This is a genomic window from Antrihabitans stalactiti, from assembly GCF_012932915.1.
Classification (GTDB): Bacteria; Actinomycetota; Actinomycetes; order Mycobacteriales; family Mycobacteriaceae; genus Antrihabitans; species Antrihabitans stalactiti.
Genome location: NZ_VCQU01000011.1, coordinates 123,583 through 142,675, shown reverse-complemented (window position 1 = coordinate 142,675; position 19,093 = coordinate 123,583). Strand labels below are relative to the sequence as shown.

General features: G+C 63.9%; 19 protein-coding genes. 7 read left to right on the top strand and 12 right to left on the bottom strand.

Annotated elements, in window-relative coordinates; translation table 11 throughout:
* Window position 1: 1 nt before the first annotated feature.
* Entirely contained in the window at window positions 2-1,522 is a 1,521-nt protein-coding gene (locus FGL95_RS26500) for a DUF2142 domain-containing protein (RefSeq protein WP_169593037.1), read from the bottom strand.
* Window positions 1,512-2,468 (bottom strand): glycosyltransferase, encoded by a 957-nt coding sequence (locus FGL95_RS26495; protein WP_169593036.1) that lies wholly within the window; start codon window positions 2,466-2,468, stop codon window positions 1,512-1,514. Before FGL95_RS26495 ends, FGL95_RS26500 begins: the two co-directional genes overlap by 11 nt.
* Window positions 2,469-2,528: 60 nt before the next feature.
* Between FGL95_RS26495 and FGL95_RS26490 the strand changes: the two genes are divergently transcribed.
* From FGL95_RS26490 to FGL95_RS26475, 4 genes are read left to right on the top strand one after another with little or no spacing between them, the layout of a single operon-like run.
* Window positions 2,529-2,993 (top strand): GtrA family protein, encoded by a 465-nt coding sequence (locus FGL95_RS26490; RefSeq protein WP_240963316.1) that lies wholly within the window; start codon window positions 2,529-2,531, stop codon window positions 2,991-2,993.
* A complete protein-coding gene (locus FGL95_RS26485) occupies window positions 2,990-3,304 on the top strand; it encodes a hypothetical protein (RefSeq protein ID WP_169593032.1) in 315 nt (104 codons plus the stop codon). The genes FGL95_RS26490 and FGL95_RS26485 overlap by 4 nt, the downstream gene beginning before the upstream one ends.
* Window positions 3,305-3,348: 44 nt before the next feature.
* Window positions 3,349-5,205, top strand: coding sequence for a glycosyltransferase (locus FGL95_RS26480; protein WP_169593030.1), 1,857 nt, complete (start codon window positions 3,349-3,351; stop codon window positions 5,203-5,205).
* 38 nt (window positions 5,206-5,243) lie between these two features.
* The gene (locus FGL95_RS26475) at window positions 5,244-6,692 is read left to right on the top strand and encodes a glycosyltransferase family 39 protein (protein WP_338080032.1); all 1,449 of its coding nucleotides are present in this window, start codon (window positions 5,244-5,246) and stop codon (window positions 6,690-6,692) included.
* Here FGL95_RS26475 and FGL95_RS26470 read toward each other — a convergent pair.
* Window positions 6,673-7,260, bottom strand: coding sequence for a TetR family transcriptional regulator (locus tag FGL95_RS26470; protein WP_169593027.1), 588 nt, complete (start codon window positions 7,258-7,260; stop codon window positions 6,673-6,675). The two genes, FGL95_RS26475 and FGL95_RS26470, sit on opposite strands and share 20 nt — an antisense overlap.
* Window positions 7,261-7,281: 21 nt before the next feature.
* On the opposite strand from FGL95_RS26470, the gene FGL95_RS26465 reads away from it, so the two are divergent.
* Together FGL95_RS26465 and FGL95_RS26460 are read left to right on the top strand one after the other, a co-directional pair.
* Entirely contained in the window at window positions 7,282-7,677 is a 396-nt protein-coding gene (locus tag FGL95_RS26465; protein ID WP_169593025.1) for a hypothetical protein, read from the top strand.
* The gene (locus FGL95_RS26460; RefSeq protein ID WP_169593023.1) at window positions 7,674-8,171 is read left to right on the top strand and encodes a hypothetical protein; all 498 of its coding nucleotides are present in this window, start codon (window positions 7,674-7,676) and stop codon (window positions 8,169-8,171) included. The genes FGL95_RS26465 and FGL95_RS26460 overlap by 4 nt, the downstream gene beginning before the upstream one ends.
* Here FGL95_RS26460 and FGL95_RS26455 read toward each other — a convergent pair.
* The 9 genes from FGL95_RS26455 to FGL95_RS26415 all read right to left on the bottom strand — a co-directional run bounded on the left by FGL95_RS26455 (window position 8,160) and on the right by FGL95_RS26415 (window position 17,733).
* Window positions 8,160-10,262 carry a putative bifunctional diguanylate cyclase/phosphodiesterase gene (locus FGL95_RS26455; RefSeq protein ID WP_169593022.1) on the bottom strand — a complete coding sequence of 701 codons (2,103 nt, stop codon included), beginning with the start codon at window positions 10,260-10,262 and terminating at the stop codon, window positions 8,160-8,162. The genes FGL95_RS26460 and FGL95_RS26455 overlap by 12 nt on opposite strands.
* 41 nt (window positions 10,263-10,303) lie before the next feature.
* The gene (locus tag FGL95_RS26450; protein ID WP_169593019.1) at window positions 10,304-11,161 is read right to left on the bottom strand and encodes an SDR family oxidoreductase; all 858 of its coding nucleotides are present in this window, start codon (window positions 11,159-11,161) and stop codon (window positions 10,304-10,306) included.
* A 72-nt stretch (window positions 11,162-11,233) separates the two neighbouring features.
* Window positions 11,234-12,286: a ribosome small subunit-dependent GTPase A gene (gene rsgA / locus FGL95_RS26445; RefSeq protein ID WP_169593016.1), complete on the bottom strand. Its 1,053-nt coding sequence runs from the start codon at window positions 12,284-12,286 to the stop codon at window positions 11,234-11,236.
* A gap of 159 nt (window positions 12,287-12,445) precedes the next feature.
* Window positions 12,446-13,294: an SGNH/GDSL hydrolase family protein gene (locus FGL95_RS26440; RefSeq protein WP_169593013.1), complete on the bottom strand. Its 849-nt coding sequence runs from the start codon at window positions 13,292-13,294 to the stop codon at window positions 12,446-12,448.
* Window positions 13,291-14,460, bottom strand: a complete 1,170-nt coding sequence (locus tag FGL95_RS26435; protein WP_169593010.1) for a lipase family protein — start codon at window positions 14,458-14,460, stop codon at window positions 13,291-13,293. Before FGL95_RS26435 ends, FGL95_RS26440 begins: the two co-directional genes overlap by 4 nt.
* Window positions 14,461-14,587: 127 nt before the next feature.
* Complete coding sequence (glfT1, locus tag FGL95_RS26430; protein WP_169593009.1) at window positions 14,588-15,478, bottom strand: galactofuranosyltransferase GlfT1; 891 nt, start codon at window positions 15,476-15,478, stop codon at window positions 14,588-14,590.
* Complete coding sequence (wzt, locus tag FGL95_RS26425; RefSeq protein WP_169593007.1) at window positions 15,471-16,271, bottom strand: galactan export ABC transporter ATP-binding subunit Wzt/RfbE; 801 nt, start codon at window positions 16,269-16,271, stop codon at window positions 15,471-15,473. The genes glfT1 and wzt overlap by 8 nt, the downstream gene beginning before the upstream one ends.
* Window positions 16,272-16,279: 8 nt before the next feature.
* A complete protein-coding gene (gene wzm / locus FGL95_RS26420) occupies window positions 16,280-17,146 on the bottom strand; it encodes a galactan export ABC transporter permease subunit Wzm/RfbD (protein WP_169593006.1) in 867 nt (288 codons plus the stop codon).
* A gap of 20 nt (window positions 17,147-17,166) precedes the next feature.
* The gene (locus FGL95_RS26415) at window positions 17,167-17,733 is read right to left on the bottom strand and encodes a bacterial proteasome activator family protein (protein WP_169593005.1); all 567 of its coding nucleotides are present in this window, start codon (window positions 17,731-17,733) and stop codon (window positions 17,167-17,169) included.
* A 159-nt stretch (window positions 17,734-17,892) separates the two neighbouring features.
* Here FGL95_RS26415 and FGL95_RS26410 point away from each other — a divergent pair, with 159 nt between their 5' ends.
* Window positions 17,893-19,092, top strand: a complete 1,200-nt coding sequence (locus FGL95_RS26410) for a cysteine desulfurase-like protein (RefSeq protein ID WP_169593004.1) — start codon at window positions 17,893-17,895, stop codon at window positions 19,090-19,092.
* Window position 19,093: the final 1 nt, after the last annotated feature.

The following is a 19,093-nucleotide window of genomic DNA, read 5'->3' as shown; positions in this document are numbered from 1 at the left end:
GTCAGCCCCAAACGTAGAGGTTGTACCTCGCTACCGCCGTGATCAGCGAAATCACAGTGGCAACGATGATGATGATCACCGGCGCGCGCAGGTTCAGCCCGCCCGATGGGTCGGACAATCGCAGCGATGTCCACCGCAACAACGCGGCGAAGAACAGGATTGCCAGCGGGACGAAATAGCGGCCCTGGATTCCGTCGATGATGTAGAAACCGACCGGCGAGAAGGTCAGGTACAGCGTCACGTAGATCATACCGACCGTCGCTGCGACGACCAGAGTGACGATCAGAGCCTTGCGGAACGACACGGTCATGCGCTCGGCAATACCCACCGACAGCGCGATCGCGAGCAAGCAGGCCACGATCGTTGTCGCAGGCACCTCGACCCAGCTGAAGCCGAGTTCGCCGAAGAATCCGTCGAACCACTTGTTGTCCCGGCGCAGGATGCTTCGCCAGAAGACGGCAATGAAATTCACCGGATCGGTCAAGATGCCCTGCAACTGCTCGCTCGGCCGGACCGAATTCCATTGGTCCTTCGTGCGCATCAAACCCATGCCGTTCGTGGTCCCGCCCGAAATCTTGGTCCAGGCGAGGAACGACAAGGTGCCGACGGCAGCGAAACCCCATGGCACCAGCCGAAATCGCGGTGACAGACCCAGCCGGTCGAGCGGAACGAGCAAGACGAGGAGCGCGACGAAGATGTAGGTCGGCTTGCACAACGGCAGCACGATCACCGACGTGAGCAGCGCCGCGGATTCGAGCTTGCTCAGTCGGTCGCCGAGAAACAGCGATTTCAGCAGTAGCGCGCCGACCAGAATCGCGACCGCGTTGGTCACGGTATCGGCGGTGATCGTGCCTGCTTGGAAGATGGCGATCGGCAACATGGCGACCGTGAACACAAGCCACTGCGCCCGTCGCTCCCGTAACGCGCGCAGGGCGAAGCCGACGATCAGAACATAGGCGAGCAGTCCGGCCAGCCGGGTCATGAGCAGGAATCCGCCGACGTCCAGATCGAACACCTCGGCGGTCTGAATGCCGACCGCCGCCGGTAGATATGGGACCGGTGAATATGCAGCGGTATTGGTGAACCAAATGGTGTGCATGTCGCCGTTGAGGTGCTGCGACTCGAGGCTGTCGTAGCCGTCGCTGTCGCCGACGCGAGGCTCTGGGTCTTCGCCGTTGTTCACGTAGTCGCGAACGGCGTAGCCCATGAGGTCGTCGAAGGTGGCGTCGACGTCGCCGCCGTAGGCGATTCCACGCGAGTCGTTGATCTCGTGGGGCAACAACCCTCGATGTGCGACTTGATACGCGCGACCGAACTGGGTGACCTCGTCGTGGCCCCAGAACGGCGGTGTGACGACCGCGAACACCGTCCCGAAAATCGCGGCGATGATGGTGAAAGCGCAGGATGCGATACCCCATTGGCGGACCACGCCGACCGCCCGTTCGGAGAGTTTCGGCTTGCTATCGGTTGCCGCGGTCTCGCTGTCCGTCACCGGGCTATCCGTCACGGCGCTATCCGTCATTGCGTCGATTTTCCGACACCGCCGAATAGCGCAGGTAAACCAGCCTCGCGGCTTCGTGCCGGGACCGTCGGATGCCGTCGAGGACAAGTCCGGCAGTCCATGCGAGGCACCCGAGCATCACGAGCGTGAACGCAAGGAACAGCGTCGGGAAACGGGGGACCAGCCCGATGTCGTAGTACTCGATCACGATCGGAATGGTCAGAACTATCGCCACGATCAGGCTCAAAGTGCCGAACAACCCGTAGAACGCGACTGGCCGCTCATGGCGAGCGAGTCCGATGATCAGCGACAGAATCTTGAAGCCATCGTGGTAGGTCCGAAGCTTCGATTCGCTGCCCGGCGGTCGGTCGCGGAAATCGACCGTCACCGACGCCTGCGGCACTCGCAGATGCAATGAGTGGATGGTCAGCTCCGTCTCTATCTCGAACTCGCGTGAGACGGCCGGAAAGCTTTTGACGAAACGACGTGAGAAGACCCGGAACCCGCTGAGCATGTCTTGCACGTTCTCGCCGAACACCTTGCCGACCACGCCGTTGAGGACTTTGTTGCCGGTCTCGTGGCCGGCGCGGTAGGCGGTGTCGGTGCTTTCTACCTGGCGCCGAACACCGAGGACGTGGTCGTACGGACCCTCGAGCAGCGTTTTGATCATTTCGGGTGCGGCCGATGCCTCATAGGTGTCGTCGCCGTCGATCATCACGTAGATGTCGGCCTCGATGTCTGCGAACGCTCGCCGGACGACGTTGCCTTTTCCTTTTGCCAGCTCACGCCGCACGATTGCGCCCGCCTCCAACGCCCGCTCGGCGGTCGCGTCGGTGCTGAGGTTGTCGTACACATAGACCGCTATGCCAGGGACTGCTGCCTTCAGATCGGCAACTACCTTGGCGATCGCCGCTTCCTCGTTGTGGCAAGGGACGAGTGCGGCAAGGCGAAGCTCTGCGGAGTCCACCCTTGATAGTCCTCTTTGAGTCCGGTGCGAATGCGTGCATGGGCAGGTTACAGTCCCTCGATGCCGATCACCGACTCCACCCTGACGAAGGTAACCACAGCCGTGCGTCTCGGCGGTGCATTTCTGGTCGTCGGCGCCATCGGATTTCTCGTCGATGCCGGAATCTTCAACGCCCTTGTCTTCTGGGGAGGCAAAGGTCCGATGTTCGACGCGCCCTTGTACGCGAAGCTCCTCGCTATCGCCGCTGCCACCGTCGTCACCTACTTCGGCAACAAGTGGTGGACGTTCTCGCACAGGCCCACCAGCAATCCGCTGCGCCAATACGCTCTCTACGCGGTTTTCAATGTCATAGCCATCGGCTTGCAACTTGCCTGCCTCGGGTTCTCGCGCTACGTGTTGGACTTGTCGACGCCGTTGTCCGACAACATTTCCGGGACCCTGATCGGGCAGGCCGTGGCCATGGGGTTCCGGTACTGGGCGTATGACACGTTCGTGTTCAAAGGTGAGAAAGCGAGTGCCGAATGACGATTCTGCGCGAGTGGCGAGGCGAGCTTCGTCGCGAATTTCGAGACGAGTACGTCGAGTACATCGCGGGGACCGGACTGGCTGAATACCGCGCGACGCCGGGCAATCTCGGCGCGCAGATCGCGGTCAGGGATATCGACGACGAGCGCTGCGAAGTCATCACGCTCAGCTGGTGGCCGTCGTTGGACGCCATCCGTGGATTCGCCGGCGACGACATCGACAAAGCGGTCTATTACCCCGAGGACGACCGCTTTCTCTTGACGAAGCCGGATACGGTGAAGCACTACGAGGCGCACGGGACCATCGGCTGATTGGTATCCTCGCCGCGCACGAAGACATCGACGCAGGGAGCGGAATGGATCAGATAGAGGCCGCGCCGAGCAGCCTGCTCGTCGACCACGAAGCGCCCGACCGTCTGGTGGTGCAGCGCGGCATCTACGTCGGGCCATCGCCGACGATCAACGACGATCTGTACGTCTCGGTAAAGGGCAATTCGCAGCGCGACCGGTTGTCGTTGCACCTCGGCAAAGGCGCGCAGGCCAACCTCAACACCTACTTCGGCCGGTTTGCGGCGAGCTATTGGCAGCGCTGGACGACCGTCCGCGAGGTGACCGTCTCGGCGCAGCTCAAGGTCGAGAAGCGTGCACGCATCCAGTTGCTGGCGTCGGATATCGCAGGTCACCGGCGCATCGTCGACAGCGTCGACGTCACCAGGTCCGGCGTCGTGTCGATGACTGCGTCGCTCGACAAATTCGTCGACGGCGGTGCGCTGTGGCTCGAAATCACCGCAGCCGGGGGCAGTGTCGACATCACGGACCTGAAATGGACCGTAGCAGCACCTGAGCGCGTCCGTCCGGTTGCCATCGCGATCTGCACCTTCAACCGCGCCGACGACTGCGCCAAAACCGTTGCTGCGCTGGCCAGTGACGAAACGGTATTGGAAGCGATCGACGCCGTGTTCGTCGTCGATCAAGGTACGGACCTGGTCGCGGAGCGCGAGCTGTACCAGAAGACAGCCGTGACGATGGGCGACAAGCTGCGCTACCTGCAGCAGCCGAACCTCGGTGGCGCGGGCGGTTTCAGCCGCGGACTGTTCGAGGTCTCCTCGGTCAACGAGCACGCCGACGTTATCTTGATGGACGACGACATCTTGTGCGAGCCCGAAACCGTGCTGCGGCTCAACGCTTTCGCGAACCTCACGGTCGAGCCGACGCTGGTCGGTGCGCAGATGCTGTTCCTGCTGAATCCGGACTACCTCAATGTCGGCGCCGAATACGTCGACCTGCCGAAGCTGAACCACGGGCTCAAGGTGCCGAAGGCCCTGCGCAACGTCTCGATGCTGACCAAACGGCAGGAGCGTCGCGTCGACGCAGGCTACAACGCTTGGTGGACCTGCCTGATCCCCGCCGAAGTCGTCGCGCGCATCGGCCTGCCGATTCCCGTCTTCTTCCAATGGGATGACGTCGAGTACGGAATCCGCGCGCGCGAAGCCGGATTCGTGACCGTGACGCTCCCGAACGCGGCGGTCTGGCATGCCGACTTCTACTGGAAAGATTTCGACGACTGGGCGCGCTATTTCTCCACCCGCAACTCGCTGATCGTCGCGGCCCTGCACATCGACCTCGATACGAAGGCGATCAGCAAACAGTTCTTCCGGCAACTGTCCGAGCATTTGGTCGCGATGCAGTACGGCCTGGTCCACACGACTTTGCAAGGCATCGAAGACTTCTTGGACGGCCCGAAGACGCTGGAAGACGGTGGAATCGCGGCGATGGCCGCGATCCGGAAGGCGCGTGCCGAATATCCCGAAACGATCAAGCACGACGCGGCGACTGCGCCGATTCGCGACGCCGACGTGAACGTTCGTCGGGCCTCGGGCGAACCGAGTCACGATCGGCTGGTCCTGATCAAGCGCGCCATCGACCAGTGGTTCGGCCGGACCCAGCACGGCGTCATAGGCGTCACGCGTGAAGACGCGTATTGGTGGCACGTCTCGTTGTTCGATCACGCGGTGGTTACCGACTCGTCCCAATCGGGTGTGCGCATTCGGCAGCGCGACAAGGCGAAAGCGCGTCAGCTGCTCGTTCGCACTGTGAAAGTGTTGCGCAGGCTACGAAACGAGTTGCCGGACGTCGCGCAGCAGTACCGCGACGCAATGCCGACCTTGACCAGCCGCGAGAACTGGGAGAGGTTGTACGGCCTCCGGTCGTGAGTCTTTTTGGAGTCCAGGGACTCCTAAAAGACTCACGAGTGTGGGTTGGGCTGTTTGCGGGGGTCCTGGGCGCAGCCTTCTCGTGGCGCCCGTCGTATTGGTACGACGAGGGCGCGACCGTGTTCGCGGCGCAACGACCGCTGCCCGATCTGCTGCGGTTTCTCGATCACCAGGACGCGGTGCACGGCCTCTACTACTTGGCGATGCATTTCTGGTTTCGCCTGGTCGGTGAATCGGAGTTCACGGCTCGATTGCCGAGCGCCCTTGCCGTCGGTGTCGCTGCCGCTGGGGTGGTCACTCTCGGCCAACTGGTCGCCGACCGCCGGACCGCGCTGCTCGCAGGCCTGGTCTTCGCAATACTGCCGCGCGTGACGTGGGCGGCTGTCGAGGCGCGGTCCTACGCGTGCACGGCGACGGCCGCGGTCTGGCTGACGGTCGTGCTCGTCGTCGCGCTGCGCCGCGGTCGTTGGCCGTGGTGGGCCGGCTATGCACTTGGCTGCGCCGTCTCGATCGTGCTGTTCATCGATATGGCGACGCTGGTGATTGCGCACGCGCTGGTCGTCGTCGTGCTCAATCGAAAGGCGTTTGCGGCGTGGGGAACCGCGGCCGTCGCGGGCGGTCTCCTCGCCTTGCCCGCGGCGAGGGTGATCAGCAGTCAGTCGGGGCAGGTTGCGTGGATTCCTGCGCCGGACCGGCACATGATCCGAGCCCTGCTGGAATACCAATGGTTCGTTGGCGCGCCGGTGTTCGCGGTACTGGCGTTGGCGCTCATGGTGGTCGGGGTGGTGCGGGTTCGTGGTCGGCTCGTCGCCGTCGCGCTGCCCTGGGCGTTGGTCCCGACCGGGCTGCTCGTCGGGTACTCGTTGATCGAGCCGGTTTACCTGGACCGCTATCTCACGTTCACGACCCCTGCGGTCGCGCTGCTTGTCGGCGCGGGCATCGGAGCACTCGCTTCGACGCGGTGGATCGCGCTGGCCATGCTCGGTGCGCTCATCGCCGCGGCGGTGCCCGCATACGTGGCGCAGCGCGGCGAGTGGTCCAAGCCGAGCGGCATGGATTTCAGCGCTGTCGCGGCGTTCATGGCCGATCATGGCCGACCGGGTGACTGCGTACTGTTCGCCAATAGTTCTGCGTGGAATCCGACGTCCGCGCGCGTGGCGAAGAACATCCGGCCGTCGGCTTTCGATGGCCTGCGTGATGTGGGAGCCGGACGGTCGGCGGTGGCCGAGGGCTGGCTATGGGACGAGAACCTGCAGCTTTCGGCAGTGAATCTGGGGGACTGCACTGTGCTTTGGTACATCGGCGATGCCGACCGCGATGCCGCGCACACGATCCGGCACACGTCGAACGAGGTCTGGCCGCTCGGTCCGTATCACTTCGACGCATCACCCGACCACGCGCTGCTCGTCGAACGCGGTTTCGTTGTCGATCAGCAGTGGCAGCTGCACATGTCGCAGATTGTTCGGCTCACCGCGGCGCGACGCTGAGTAGCGCTCGGACGTCACGGGCGATGTCTTCCTCGAGCCATTCCGGCATATGCGCGTCGTACACGTGCCATCGGACGACCGCGTAGGGGAAGAAGGCGACAGCGCGCGCGAGGGTGTCGAGGTTGCGTTCGTCTGCGCTACCCATCAGTTCCCTCGCGAGATAGGCCAGCCGCTCGAAGATCGGCACGTTCATTGCTGCCCGTTGCTTCTCGAACTCGTCATCGGTGCCGCCGTCGAGGAGGTCCCTCGGCCTGAGCAGCAGCAACTTTGCATCGTCGGGCTGCGCGCGTGTGAAGGCGATCGACGCGACAGCCATCGCGACCGCGCACTCGAGCGGGTCCGTCGGATCGCTCGCCATCGCCATCGTCTGAAATCGCTCGAGAGCGCGCAGCCACGCCGCGGTCAGGATGCCGTTTCGATTGCCGAAGCGGTGATACAGCGTGCCTGCGGGCGCTTCGCTTGCGTTGGCGATCGCGGCGACGCTGGCGGCGCGCGGACCGTCGGCGAGGACGAGTGCTCGCGCTGCGTCGAGGATCACGTCGGTGTCGTGCTTGCGAGGGGGAGCCACGATCTAGTACATTCCTTCTATATGGAACGTTTACCCTATATCGATGAGCATGCCACATCCGTCAAGGCCTCCCGCGCAACGACATGGGATGCGTTGCTCCGTGTCACCTGTCGAGGTGGCACCGAACCTCTGAAGGCGATGAACGGTTTCGTCGTCGACTCCGCGACCCCGGTGGAACGTCTCGCGCTGAGCGGGAGGCACCCGTTCTCGATTTACGAGCTGGTATTCGTGCTCGAGGAGGATGGCCCTGGCCGGACGATCGTGCGGGCGCAAACGTGGGCAGATTTCCCCGGCGTGCACGGCAAGGTCTACCGAGCACTAGTCATCAGCTCCGGTCTGCACAAGATTGCGACCCGGCTCTTGCTGTTGGGACGGATTGCCGCGACCGCCGAGCGAGCTGGGGAGAACGTCGCATGATTCCCGGAATGAACTGGGGCGCGACCCCGCAGGAGCGAAAAGCCGATCTACCGTGCGACCGCCTCGCCGAAAGCATCCAGCGCGCCGACCGCGCAATTTCGATCGCCGCACCGCCGTCGATCGTGTTCGCCTGGCTCTGCCAGCTTCGCGTCTCGCCGTACAGCTACGACGTGCTCGACAACTTCGGCCGCCGCAGCCCGCAGGAGCGCAACCCCGAACTTGTCGACCTCGAAGTCGGTCAGAGATTCATGACGATTTTCTCGCTCGTCTCGTTTCGCTCCGACGAACACATCACGTTGCGGACGAACAACGTCGCGGTGACCTACGCCGTCCGCCCGGACGGCATTGGCACTCGGCTGCACGTAGGCGTCGTTTTCGGCGGTATTCGGTTGATCGGTCGCGCGCTGGCGCTTGGCGATCTGGTGATGATGCGTAAGCAACTGCTCACGCTGAAATCGCTGGCCGAGCGGGATTTCGCGCGGTCAGTCGTCTAGGACGAGCTGCACTGCCGCGGTGGCCGGCATCGACTTCGCGAAGTGCCAACCCTGCCCGTATCGATAGCCCAGGCGACGCAGTACCTGCAGCTGCTCGTCGTTTTCGATGCCCTCGGCAACGGCAGTGACGCCGAGCGATTCGGTCATGGTGAAGAACATCCGCAGCAGTGTTTCCGCGCGCGCGGTCGGTAGATCTGCGACGAAGGTGCGGTCGATCTTCACCCCGTCGAGGATGCCCGCGGCGGACAGATCACCGAGCCGCGCCATATTCGAATAGCCAACGCCGTAGTCGTCCATCCATACGCGAATACCTGCGTCGCGGAGCGCGCTCAGCACCCGCAGCGTGCGCGGGCCTTCGTCCATCAACGCGGTTTCGGTCAGTTCGAGCGTCACACACGAGGGCGGTAGCCCGACCGCGTCGGCGGCACCGACGATCCGGCCCGGCAGCGACGTGTCCCGCAGTTGTCGCGCCGCGATGTTCACGCTGATGCCCACCAGCGACGAAGAGTCGTGCGTCGAGTTCCACACCGCCGCAGTAGCGAGGGACTGGTGCAGAACGAGTTCGAAGATTTCGTCTATCAGTGGGGAGCGCTCGGCAAGCGCGATGAACTCGTCCGGGCTTACCGAACCGAGCGTGTCGTCGTTCCACCGTGCCAATGCCTCGAAACCGACGATCGTGGAGTCGGTGAGGTCGTGCACCGGTTGATACTCGACACTGAGTTCGCCTGCCTTGATGGCGTTGCGGAGACGTGTCGAGACCGCGAGACGTCTGCTCGCGCGATCGGCGTCGGCGCGATAGAACCGGTGCGCGGATCGGCCTGAGCGCTTCGCGGCGTACATCGCGCTGTCCGCTCGAGTGAGCAGACTCGAAATTGTGTCACCGTCAGCCGGGGCCATCGCGATGCCGACGCTGGCAGTCACTGCGACCTCGAGGTTCAGCGCCTCGTCGACCAATTCGAGGTCGATGTGCATCGGATGCGAAATCGCGTCGAGGATCCTCCGGGCAATCGGCTCGGCATCCTCCAGCCCGGAGTCCGGGATCCCGACGACCAGCTCGTCGCCGCCCAATCGTCCGAGGATCGAGCCTGCTGGCACCGTGGCTTGCAAAAGCATGCCGACGCGATGGAGCACCTTGTCGCCCACGGTGTGTCCGTGTGAGTCGTTGATGTCCTTGAAGTCATCGAGGTCGACCAGCATCAAGACCAGCGATCGTCCGGTGGCGAGAACCTCGGCAATCAGGTCCTCGGTGTGCGACCGACTGGCCAGCCCAGTGACCGTGTCGGTCTCGGCCAGTAGGCGGAGTGCACGCTCGCTGACGACTTGTGCCGTGACGTCCATGCTGATCGCGATTGTTCCGCGGAGTTCGCCGACCTCGTCGTACAGCGGCTGGTACTGGGTCTCCCAATCCCGCTCTTCAAGTACGACTCGGGAGCGGAAGCGTTCGCCGGCGAGCGCACGCTGGTAGTTCGCGGTCAGGTCGTCGCGTTCGGGACGGAGGGAGAAGATGCTGCGGCCGACCAGTTCACCCGTCCGGACGCCGATCCGGGCGAGGCCACCGCCAGTCGACATTCGGATGATCCCGTCGAGGCCGACCGTGAAAATGATGACGGGCGCCCACTCGAGAACCTCGGCGATGCGGTCGCCGAAGTCTTCGGGCGGCTGCTCGGCTGTGAGCGGGATAAAGGGTTTGCGCGGTGCACCCGGACCGCGACGGTCCGGGTCGCGAATGAACGCGACGATCAGTTCGGGACCGCCGTTCGCGCCGCGTGGCACACGCGTCGAACTGATCCCGGCCTCGATCGGTGCTGTCGTGCCGTCCCCACGCTGGATCAACGTTCGAAAGCGGACGACGGCACCCGGCGCGTCGGCGGCGCGCAACCTGGCGATGATCGCGCGATGCGCGCCGCGCAGCCCAGCAGGGACCAGCACGTCGAGCATCGTTTTACCGACTACATTCGCGCGGTCCTGGCGAAAGATGCGCTCAGCAATTGCATTGAACTCGATGATGGTTCCGTCGACCGTGGCGATGATCAAGCCCTCGGTCGTCACCCGGGCGACGGTGTTCCAGATTTGCGCTCCATACTCGCGCATCTCTGGATCCACCCTCGTGTCCTCCCCGGGGCCGAGCCGGACTAGGCGTCCAGGAAAAGGTCGAGCTGAAGTTCGGTACCTGGCGTCCCTGCCCGGTACTTTTCCAGATCGGTCACGCCCGCGCTCGCCATCACCTCATCGTCGATGTAGAAGTTTCCAGTGGCCTCGGTGCTCGGCGATGTCAGCACGATGTACGCCGCGTCGGCATAGATGTCGGGAGTACGCGACGCATTCATCATGTCGTCGCCGCCGAGCAGGTTCTTCACGGCCGCGGTCGCGATCGTGGTGCGTGGCCAGAGCGAATTGACCCCGATGCCGTCCTTCTTCAGCTCCTCGGCGAGTCCGAGCGTTGTCAGGCTCATGCCGTATTTCGCGATCGTGTACGCCAACGCCGTACCGGCCCATTTCGGATTGAGATTGAGCGGGGGTGACAACGTCAAGATGTGCGGATTGCGACCCGCCTTAGCCGATTCGCGCAGCGCCGGAATCGACAGCTTCGACAGCAGGAAGCTGCCCCGACAGTTGATGTCCTGCATCAGGTCGTACTTCTTCATCGGGATAACATCGGTCGGACTCAGATCGATCGCGCTGGCATTGTTGACGACGATGTCGATGCCGCCGAACCGCTCGGTCGTCTGCCGGACGGCTTCGGCGACAGCATCGTCGTTTCGCACGTCGCCGACGAACGCCAGCACCTGACCGCCAGCCGCCTCCAGCTCTGCTGCTGCCGTGTGAATCGTGCCCGGCACCTTGGGATTCGGGGTGTCGGTCTTCGCGATCAGCGTGATGTTCGCGCCGTCGGCGGCAGCACGCAGAGCGATCGCGAGACCGATTCCGCGGCTACCTCCCGACATGATCATTGTTCTGCCGGCCAGCGGCTTTGCGTCCGATGTGGTCATCTGCGCTCCCTGAGATCTCGTCTGCGGCGGCTTTGCCTCCTCAGCAGAGTATCCAGGTGATCATGGGTCGACTCAGCGGGATTGCCAGGATCGGCGGTTGTTGTACAGCTGCCGCAGCGCCCGTGATTGCGACTTCACCGCACGAGTCCGTTCCGACTGCAATCGGGCGTCCGAACGTGCTGCCACCCAATCATTTTCGCGCGTCAGCTTGCGATAGCTGTCCAGTCGGCGTTGCGGAAGATCGCCCGATTCGACGGCTCCCAGCACAGCGCACCCAGGCTCGGCCACGTGCGCGCAGTCGTCGAAGCGGCAATGCTGTGCAAGCTCTTCGATGTCACGGAAGGCAAGCTCGATTCCCTCCGCCGCGTCCCAGAGGCCGATCCCGCGCAATCCAGGAGTGTCGATCAGCGCGCCACCGGACGGCAGCGGAATCAACTCACGGTGGACCGTGGTGTGCCGGCCTTTGCCGTCGACAGCCCGGACGTCGTTGGTGGCGAGCAGATCCTCGCCGAGCAACGTGTTCGCCAACGTCGATTTGCCAGCACCCGACGGACCGATCAGCGCGACCGTCCCGTCGAGAACAGCAGTGAGGATGTCGATGCCTTCCGCGGTCCGGGCGCTGACGGCAAGGACGGTGGCTCCCGGCGCAACGGCGCCGACTTCGGCAAGTGCCAACGCCGGATCCGGTACTGCGTCAGCCTTCGTCAGCACGACGACCGGCGTCGCGCCGCTTTCCCACGCGAGGGCGAGCATGCGCTCGATCCTCCCGAGGTCGACGTCGCCGTCGATGGCGGTCACGACGAGGACCGTATCGACATTGGCCGCGAGGACCTGTGCCTCCGACCGCGCCGACGCCGACGACCGCATGATCGTGCCGTGGCGGGGGACGAGGTCGACCACCGTCGGGTGGCCGCCGCGGTCACCGATCGTCACCCAGTCGCCGGTGCACAGATAGTGCTCGGCGATTCGAGCGCGAATCGGTCCAGTGGATGTGATGGTGTCGCATTCGCCGCGGTCGACTCGCGTGACGCGAGCGGGAATCAGGTCGTCGGTGAGATGCGGGGTGAAACGTGCGGAAACAGCGTCGGTCCAGCCGTAGCGGCCGAGCTGGCCAGGATCAAACAACGTAGTGGTTCTTTCATCGAGGAGGGTTTTCGAGGGTGTGCAGCACAAAACCCGGCGTGACAAACATGGACCGACACCCTCCCTCTACTCGACGCGAATTCAGTGATTTCGAGAATGACAGGTCCGCATAGGGACTCGCAAGAGGTTTTTCTGGAGGAGCTAGAGCGCTGCAGCGATCAGGTCCGCGACTGCGGCCTGACCTGCGGCGTTCGGGTGAAAAGGGCTCGTGATGGTCGACGGCAGCAATGGTTCGACCCACCGCACCCCCGCCGGCTGGCACAAGTCGTGGCCGGTCACGGCGCTTGCGTCGACTATCAATGCGCCGTGCGCCGAGGCCGCTGCGGTGAAGGTGTCGACCATCCTCTTGTGCACGGCCTTGATGTAAGGAATATCGCCGTCGGCAATCGGTGTGGTCGCGCACGGACCGGCCTCCGGCAGCGGTGCGAGATAGCCGACGTAGACGATCGTGGCCTTCGGCGCGCGGGCCCGGATTCCTTCGACCACCCTGCCGACGCGGTCCGCGACATCGGCCAACGGGCCGTTTATCGACTCGAGTCCGTTCATCTGTTGGCAAGGGTTGCCTGCACGGTCGAGCAGCCCGTACATCCCACACGTTGCAAGTGCAGTGACGGCTCCGACGTCGTTGCCGCCGATGCTGACGGTCACGAGGTCTGTGTCGGGGGTGATCGCGTCGAATTGAGGGGGGTTGACGCCACCCGTAATCGGCTGCGGTTGCGTCATGTTCTCGGTTTTGGCGTCGCCGCAACTAGCGTCATCGTGGCGGCGGACGCCCAGCATCGCCGCAAGGTCGGAGGCGTAGTTCTTGGTCGACCGGAAACAACCGGGCTCGCCCCGCAGCGACGTGTGGTCGGCGACCGCGGCATAGGAATCACCGAGCGATACGTAGTGCTGAAACATGGTCCGTGGTTCGGCATGTGCCGGGTTTGCAATCCCCGTGAGAATCGTTCCTGCCATCGCCGCGAGCGCTGTCGTCGTGCGCAGGTTCATCGATAAGCCTCTCGGGTAAGACGGTCGGCGAGGAAGGTCAGTCCGCCGGGCAGTTCGCCCCACCCCGCACCGGTATGAGTCGGTATCTGCGACCGCACATAGGTGACGTCAGTGCCGTGGGCGCGGTACTCCGCAACTGTGGCGTCGACGCTGTCGATCGGAATCAGTTCGTCGGCAACGCTGTGATACACGTACAGCGGCGCGGCAGGTGCGCAAGTTCCGAGGTTCTGCGCCGCGAGCACTGCCTGCACTCGTGGCTCGGCGAAAAGGTCCGGGACAGCGCTGAATTCGTTGATGTCGGCATTCAGGTATTTCGGCAGTAGCTCGCTTGCGCAGGCGGTCTGATTCTCTGCGAGCACCGCCCGACCACGTTCGTTGAGCAGTTCCTCGAGTCGCGACTCCGGATTGTTTCGCACGGCCGCGACGAGAGCGAGAACTAGAAGCCCAGCCTCTGGCCCGCGATTGATGCCGTTCAGCGACGCAGGTCGGGCGGGCAGGTCGCCGAGCAGTGCTGCAGCCAGCGGGATCTCAGGGGCGTACGACGGCTGCAATTTGGCGGCCCACGCGGTCGCGAACGCACCACCCGAGACGCCGTATGCGCCGATGGGCGTGGAGGTCGGCAGACCAGCTGGCGCAAAACGCAGCGTCGCCCGAATCGCGTCGAGCACGCTGTGCGCATTCTGCGGACCGTCGAAGAAGCGCGCCTGCGGGCCCTGGAAGTCGGCGATGACGAGCGCCCACCCGCGTAGCAATCCAGCGAGTGCGAATGGCATTTCGGCTTGTGAATTGGTGAAACCGGTCGTCTGAATGCCGTCCCGGATCGCGTAGGACGGATCGCATCGAGTGCCGACGCTGTCGATCGCCGCTTGGAACGCCACCAGCGGGCGCGGTCCGGGCCCCGGCCAGGGTGTGTTCGGCACGAGGATCGTGGCGACGCCTGTCGTGGCGTTGTCGTCGGAGTCCGACGATTTGTACTGCACCTGCCACGACCGCACAGGCAGCGGGACGAGCAACGCCGAAGCCGCAATCTCGCGGGACTGCAAGATCTCGCCGTTGGCATGGGCGGCGAGGTCCTGGGGCGGGAGATAGAGCGGATCCGCTGCTGCCGGAGTGGCCGCGAGGGCGCAGGCAACGACTGCTACGCCGACGGCACGACGAATCCCCATGGGCAACGACGCTAGCAAAAGACGTGACTGAACATGCGAGGTTTACGGGATTTTCACGCACAAACGCTCACCACCCAACCGTGCGCGAGTCTCACCCCCGGAGGGGTGAAACTCGCGCACGGTTGGGCTAAGGCCTGGTGAAGCGTTCTTTGCGGCCGAGCTTGCGTAGATGCAGCCATTCGCGCAGGCCGGCGGGGTCGCGGGTCGTGATCAGGAAGTACCAGCCGAAGCGGATCCACTCCTGCGGCAGCAACCGACGCATGCCGGGCTGAGCCATTACATAGCCACGGTTGCGGTAGGTGAAGAACCGCTTCGTCGGATCGTCGGGATATTGCGTGTGCATCCGGCCACCGAGTATCGGCTTGAATTCGGCGGCGCCATTGGGGTGCAGGTACGCGGTCTGCAAGCAGGTGCCGAACGCCAGCCCGGACCGTACCAATCGTCGATGAACCTCGACCTCATCGCCACGGACGAAGAGTCGCAGGTCCGGCACGCCGACTGCCTCGATCGCCGTGGACGACAACAACGCTCCGTTGAACAGTGAGGCGATTCCAGGCAGGAGATCCTCGTTGCCCAACTCCGATCGCTTGCGTCGCCACACGACGCCGCGTCGCAATGGGAAGGCCAAGCGGTCCGGGTCGTCGATATCGCACACGACCGGTGAGACCTCTTCGAGGCCATTGCGTTGCGCGCAGTCGAGCAGCGTCGCCAACACCTCCGGACCGTCTGGTCGGCCGTCGTCGTCCGCTAGCCAGACCCAGTCGGCACCCAGCGACAACGCGTACAAGATCCCGAGTGCGAAGCCGCCCGCGCCGCCGAGATTGTGTGCCGAGCCGAGATAGGTGGTCGGGATCGGTTGACCCTCGACCAGCGCCTTCACCTCGGCTTCATTCCCGTTGTCGACGACGACCAGGTGGTCGACCGGGCGAGACTGCGTAGCCAAGACTTTCAACGACTCGCTCAGCAGCTCCCGCCGCCGGTGGGTGACGACGACGGCGACGATGCGCGGGTTACTCACGTGCTTCTTCCGCCGCCATCTCCTCCAGCGTGCGCCGAACGTGTGCGGCAGCGTCCGGACCCTCGTACGCACGAACGACGTCTTCGATCTCGCCCTGCATCCGGATCGTGCCGTGATCGATCCACATGGCGGTGTCGCAGAGCTGCGCCAGGAATTCGTTGGAGTGGCTCGCGAACACCAGAATGCCGGACCGCGCCACCAACGCCTGCAAGCGCTTGCGGGCCTTCTTCAGGAACTCTGCGTCGACGGCGCCGATGCCCTCGTCGAGCAACAGGATTTCCGGGTCGATGCTGGTCACGACGCCCATTGCGAGGCGGACCCGCATGCCGGTCGAGTAGGTCCGTAGCGGCATGTCGAGGTAATCGCCGAGCTCGGTGAAATCCGCAATCTCGTCGACCTTGTCGAGCATCTGTTTGCGCGTTTGCCCGAGGAAGAGGCCGCGGATGATGATGTTCTCGTAGCCGGAGATCTCGGGGTCCATGCCGACGCCGAGGTCGAAGACGGGCGCCACCCGACCGTGGATGGCCGCACTGCCGCGCGTGGGCTCATAGATCCCCGACAGCAATCGCAGCAATGTCGACTTGCCTGCGCCGTTGTGGCCGACCAGCCCAATCCGGTCGCCTTCCTTCAGCGACAAGGTGATGTCGCGCAAGGCTTCGACCACCACGACATCGGACGGATTGCGGCCGATCGCGCCGCCGGCTTTGCCGAGGAAAGCCTTTTTCAGCGAGCGTGACTTGGCATCGAAGATGGGAAATTCGACCCACGCGTTGTGCGTTTCGATCCGTGACATTTTGCCCCTCAGACCCAATAGGGCACGCGCGCCCGATAGCTGCGCATAGCCAGAATCGCGACAATCCAGCCGACCGCTGTGATGGCCAGGACGATGTACCAGTGATAGGCGTGCTGATCCTCGCCGAGCAGCGGCGCCCGAACGATCTCGAGGTAGTGGAACGTCGGGTTCAGCTCGGCGAGCTTCGCCCGATCGGCCACCTGACCGCCTTGGGCTTCCAACGTCTTCGTCGTCCACATGATCGGTGTGAGCACGAAAAGCATCAGCGTCATGCTGCCGAGGATCGGAGCGATGTCGCGGTAACGAGTACTGAAGATCCCGAACACGATGCTTACCCACATCGCGTTCAGCACCAACAGCGCGAGGCCTGGGATGGCAAGCACCACGGTCCAATGCAAGTTTCGCCACACACCGAAGGCCACAAGCATGACGACATAGATCAGCAAGTTGTGCGCGAAAAATAGAATTTGGCGCCACACCAGCCGATAGACGTGAACGCTCAACGCCGAAGGCAGCTGCTTGATCAGCCCCTCGTTGGCGATGAACACTTCCGACCCCTCGAGAATGCTCGCGGCGATCAGATTCCACATGATCAGGCCGACGGTGACGTACGGCAGGAACTCTTTCAGCGGAAGGTCGAGCAGCGCCGCGTAGAGGATGCCCATGGCTGCGGCTTGGAAGCCGGTCGCGATGGTGATCCAGAACGGTCCGAGCACCGATCGCCGGTAGCGCTGCTTGATGTCCTGCCAACCGAGCGACAGCCAGAGCTGGCGTTGGCCGAAGCCGTCCCGGAGATCCTTGAACGCGCGCGCAAACGTCTGCGAGTCGGAGACGGGTAACGCGCGGTCGTCGGTATCTGTGGGAGGAGCTGGCACGGGTGTCGAGCCTACCCGGCTCAGAGGTACTGCCCGGTGCCCGCTACGCCAGGTTGGCCCCCGCGGCCGTCAGCCACGTGGATTCCCGGCGGGAGTGCACCTTGGCGCATTTGTTCCAGCTGCGCACGAGCGGCCATCTGCTGTGCGAACAGTGCGGTCTGAATGCCGTGGAACAGACCTTCCAACCAGCCGACGAGCTGAGCTTGCGCGATCCGCAACTCGGCGTCGGTAGGAACCGACTCGTCGCTGAAGGGGAGCGTGAGCCGTTCCAATTCGTCCCGAAGCTCCGGGGCAAGGCCCGCCTCCAGTTCGCTGATCGACGAGCGATGAATCTGCTTGAGCCGGTTCCGGCTCGCGTCGTCGAGCGGCGCCGCTCGGACTTCTTCCAGCAACTGCTTGATCATCGTGCCGATCCGCATTACCTTCGCGGGCTGCTCGACCATGTCGCTGATCGATTCGTGCTCCACTCCGTCGGCGCCGTCGGCGTCGTTCGTTTCGGTGGTCGGGGAGCCGGGTACTGCAGCAGTGAGTGCCAAGGGTTGCCCGTCCGGTCCGATAACGACGACCTTTTCATTGTCCGATTGCATGACCCCATCATTGCCCGTCCGAGGCGAATTGCGTCAACTCCGGAGGGAACTATCCTTGTCCGATCGAAGGCTGAACATTTTCGGGAGTGAAGGTCGAGCACCGCAAATGACAGGGATGTGCGTCACAACGTCGTTCGCGGACCATTTAGAGTGGCGGGCATGACATACGACGTCGCGAGTGTCCGGGGCCGCATCCCGTCACTCGGCGACGGTTGGATTCATCTCGATCCGCAAGCGGGAATGCTGGTCCCAGACGCGGTTTCGCGCGCGGTTTCGACCGGTTTCCGCACATCATCGTTCTCACATTCTGGGAGACACGTCTCATCGCAGCGCAGTGCGGCGATCCTCGAGAGCGCGCGCGAAGCGGTCGCGGATCTCGTGGGTGGCGATCCTGCCGGTGTAGTTCTCGGCCCGGATCGAGCGTTGTTGCTGGCTTGGCTCGCGGAGTCACTCAGCTCGCGGCTCGGGCTCGGCACGGGCATCGTGCTGTCGCGGCTCGATGACGAGGCCAACGTTGCGCCGTGGCTGCGCATCGCGAATCGGTACGGCGCTCATGTGCGTTGGGCCGAGGTCGAGATCGAGACGTGCGAGCTGCCCGCGTGGCAATTCGAGGAGCTGATCGGTCCGACTGCTCGGCTGGTTGCGCTGACGGCGGCGTCGCCGATCGTTGGGTCCGCGCCGGATGTGCGTGTTGCTGCAGACCGAGTCCACGAAGTCGGCGGATTGCTTGTCGTCGACGCGATCGGCGCGGCGCCATATGCGCACATCGACATCGACGAACTCGGTGCAGACGTGGTTGCCGTGAGCGCGCCGTCCTGGGGCGGTCCGCCGGTGGGTGCGCTCGCGTTCCGAGATCCGGCCTTCCTGGATCGGATTCCGGCGATGTCGCTCAACCCGTATGCGAAGGGCGCCGAACGCCTCGAGGTCGGCGGCCATCAGTACGCGATGCTCGCGGGTTTGACGACGTCGATCGACTACTTGGCCAACCTCGACCCCGAAGCAAGCGGCTCCCGCAGAGAGCGCCTCGAAACGTCGATCAGTTCGCTGCAGGCCTATCACGACACGCTGTTCGAGCATCTGATGGACACCCTGCAGGACCTGCCGAAGGTAACCGTGATCGGCCGCGCTGCTACGCGTATCCCGACGGTCAGCTTCACGGTCGCGGGCGTGCAGTCGGAGAAGGTTGCTGCCAAGCTTGCCGACGACCGCATCGGTGCCCTCAGCGGCAGTCACGGCGGTAGCCGGTTGCTCGACGCGCTCGGTGTCAACGACGAGGGCGGCGCGGTCACGATCGGCCTTGCCCCGTACACGATCAAGTACGAAATCGACCAGCTCGGTAAGGCTCTCGCTGCCTTCTAGG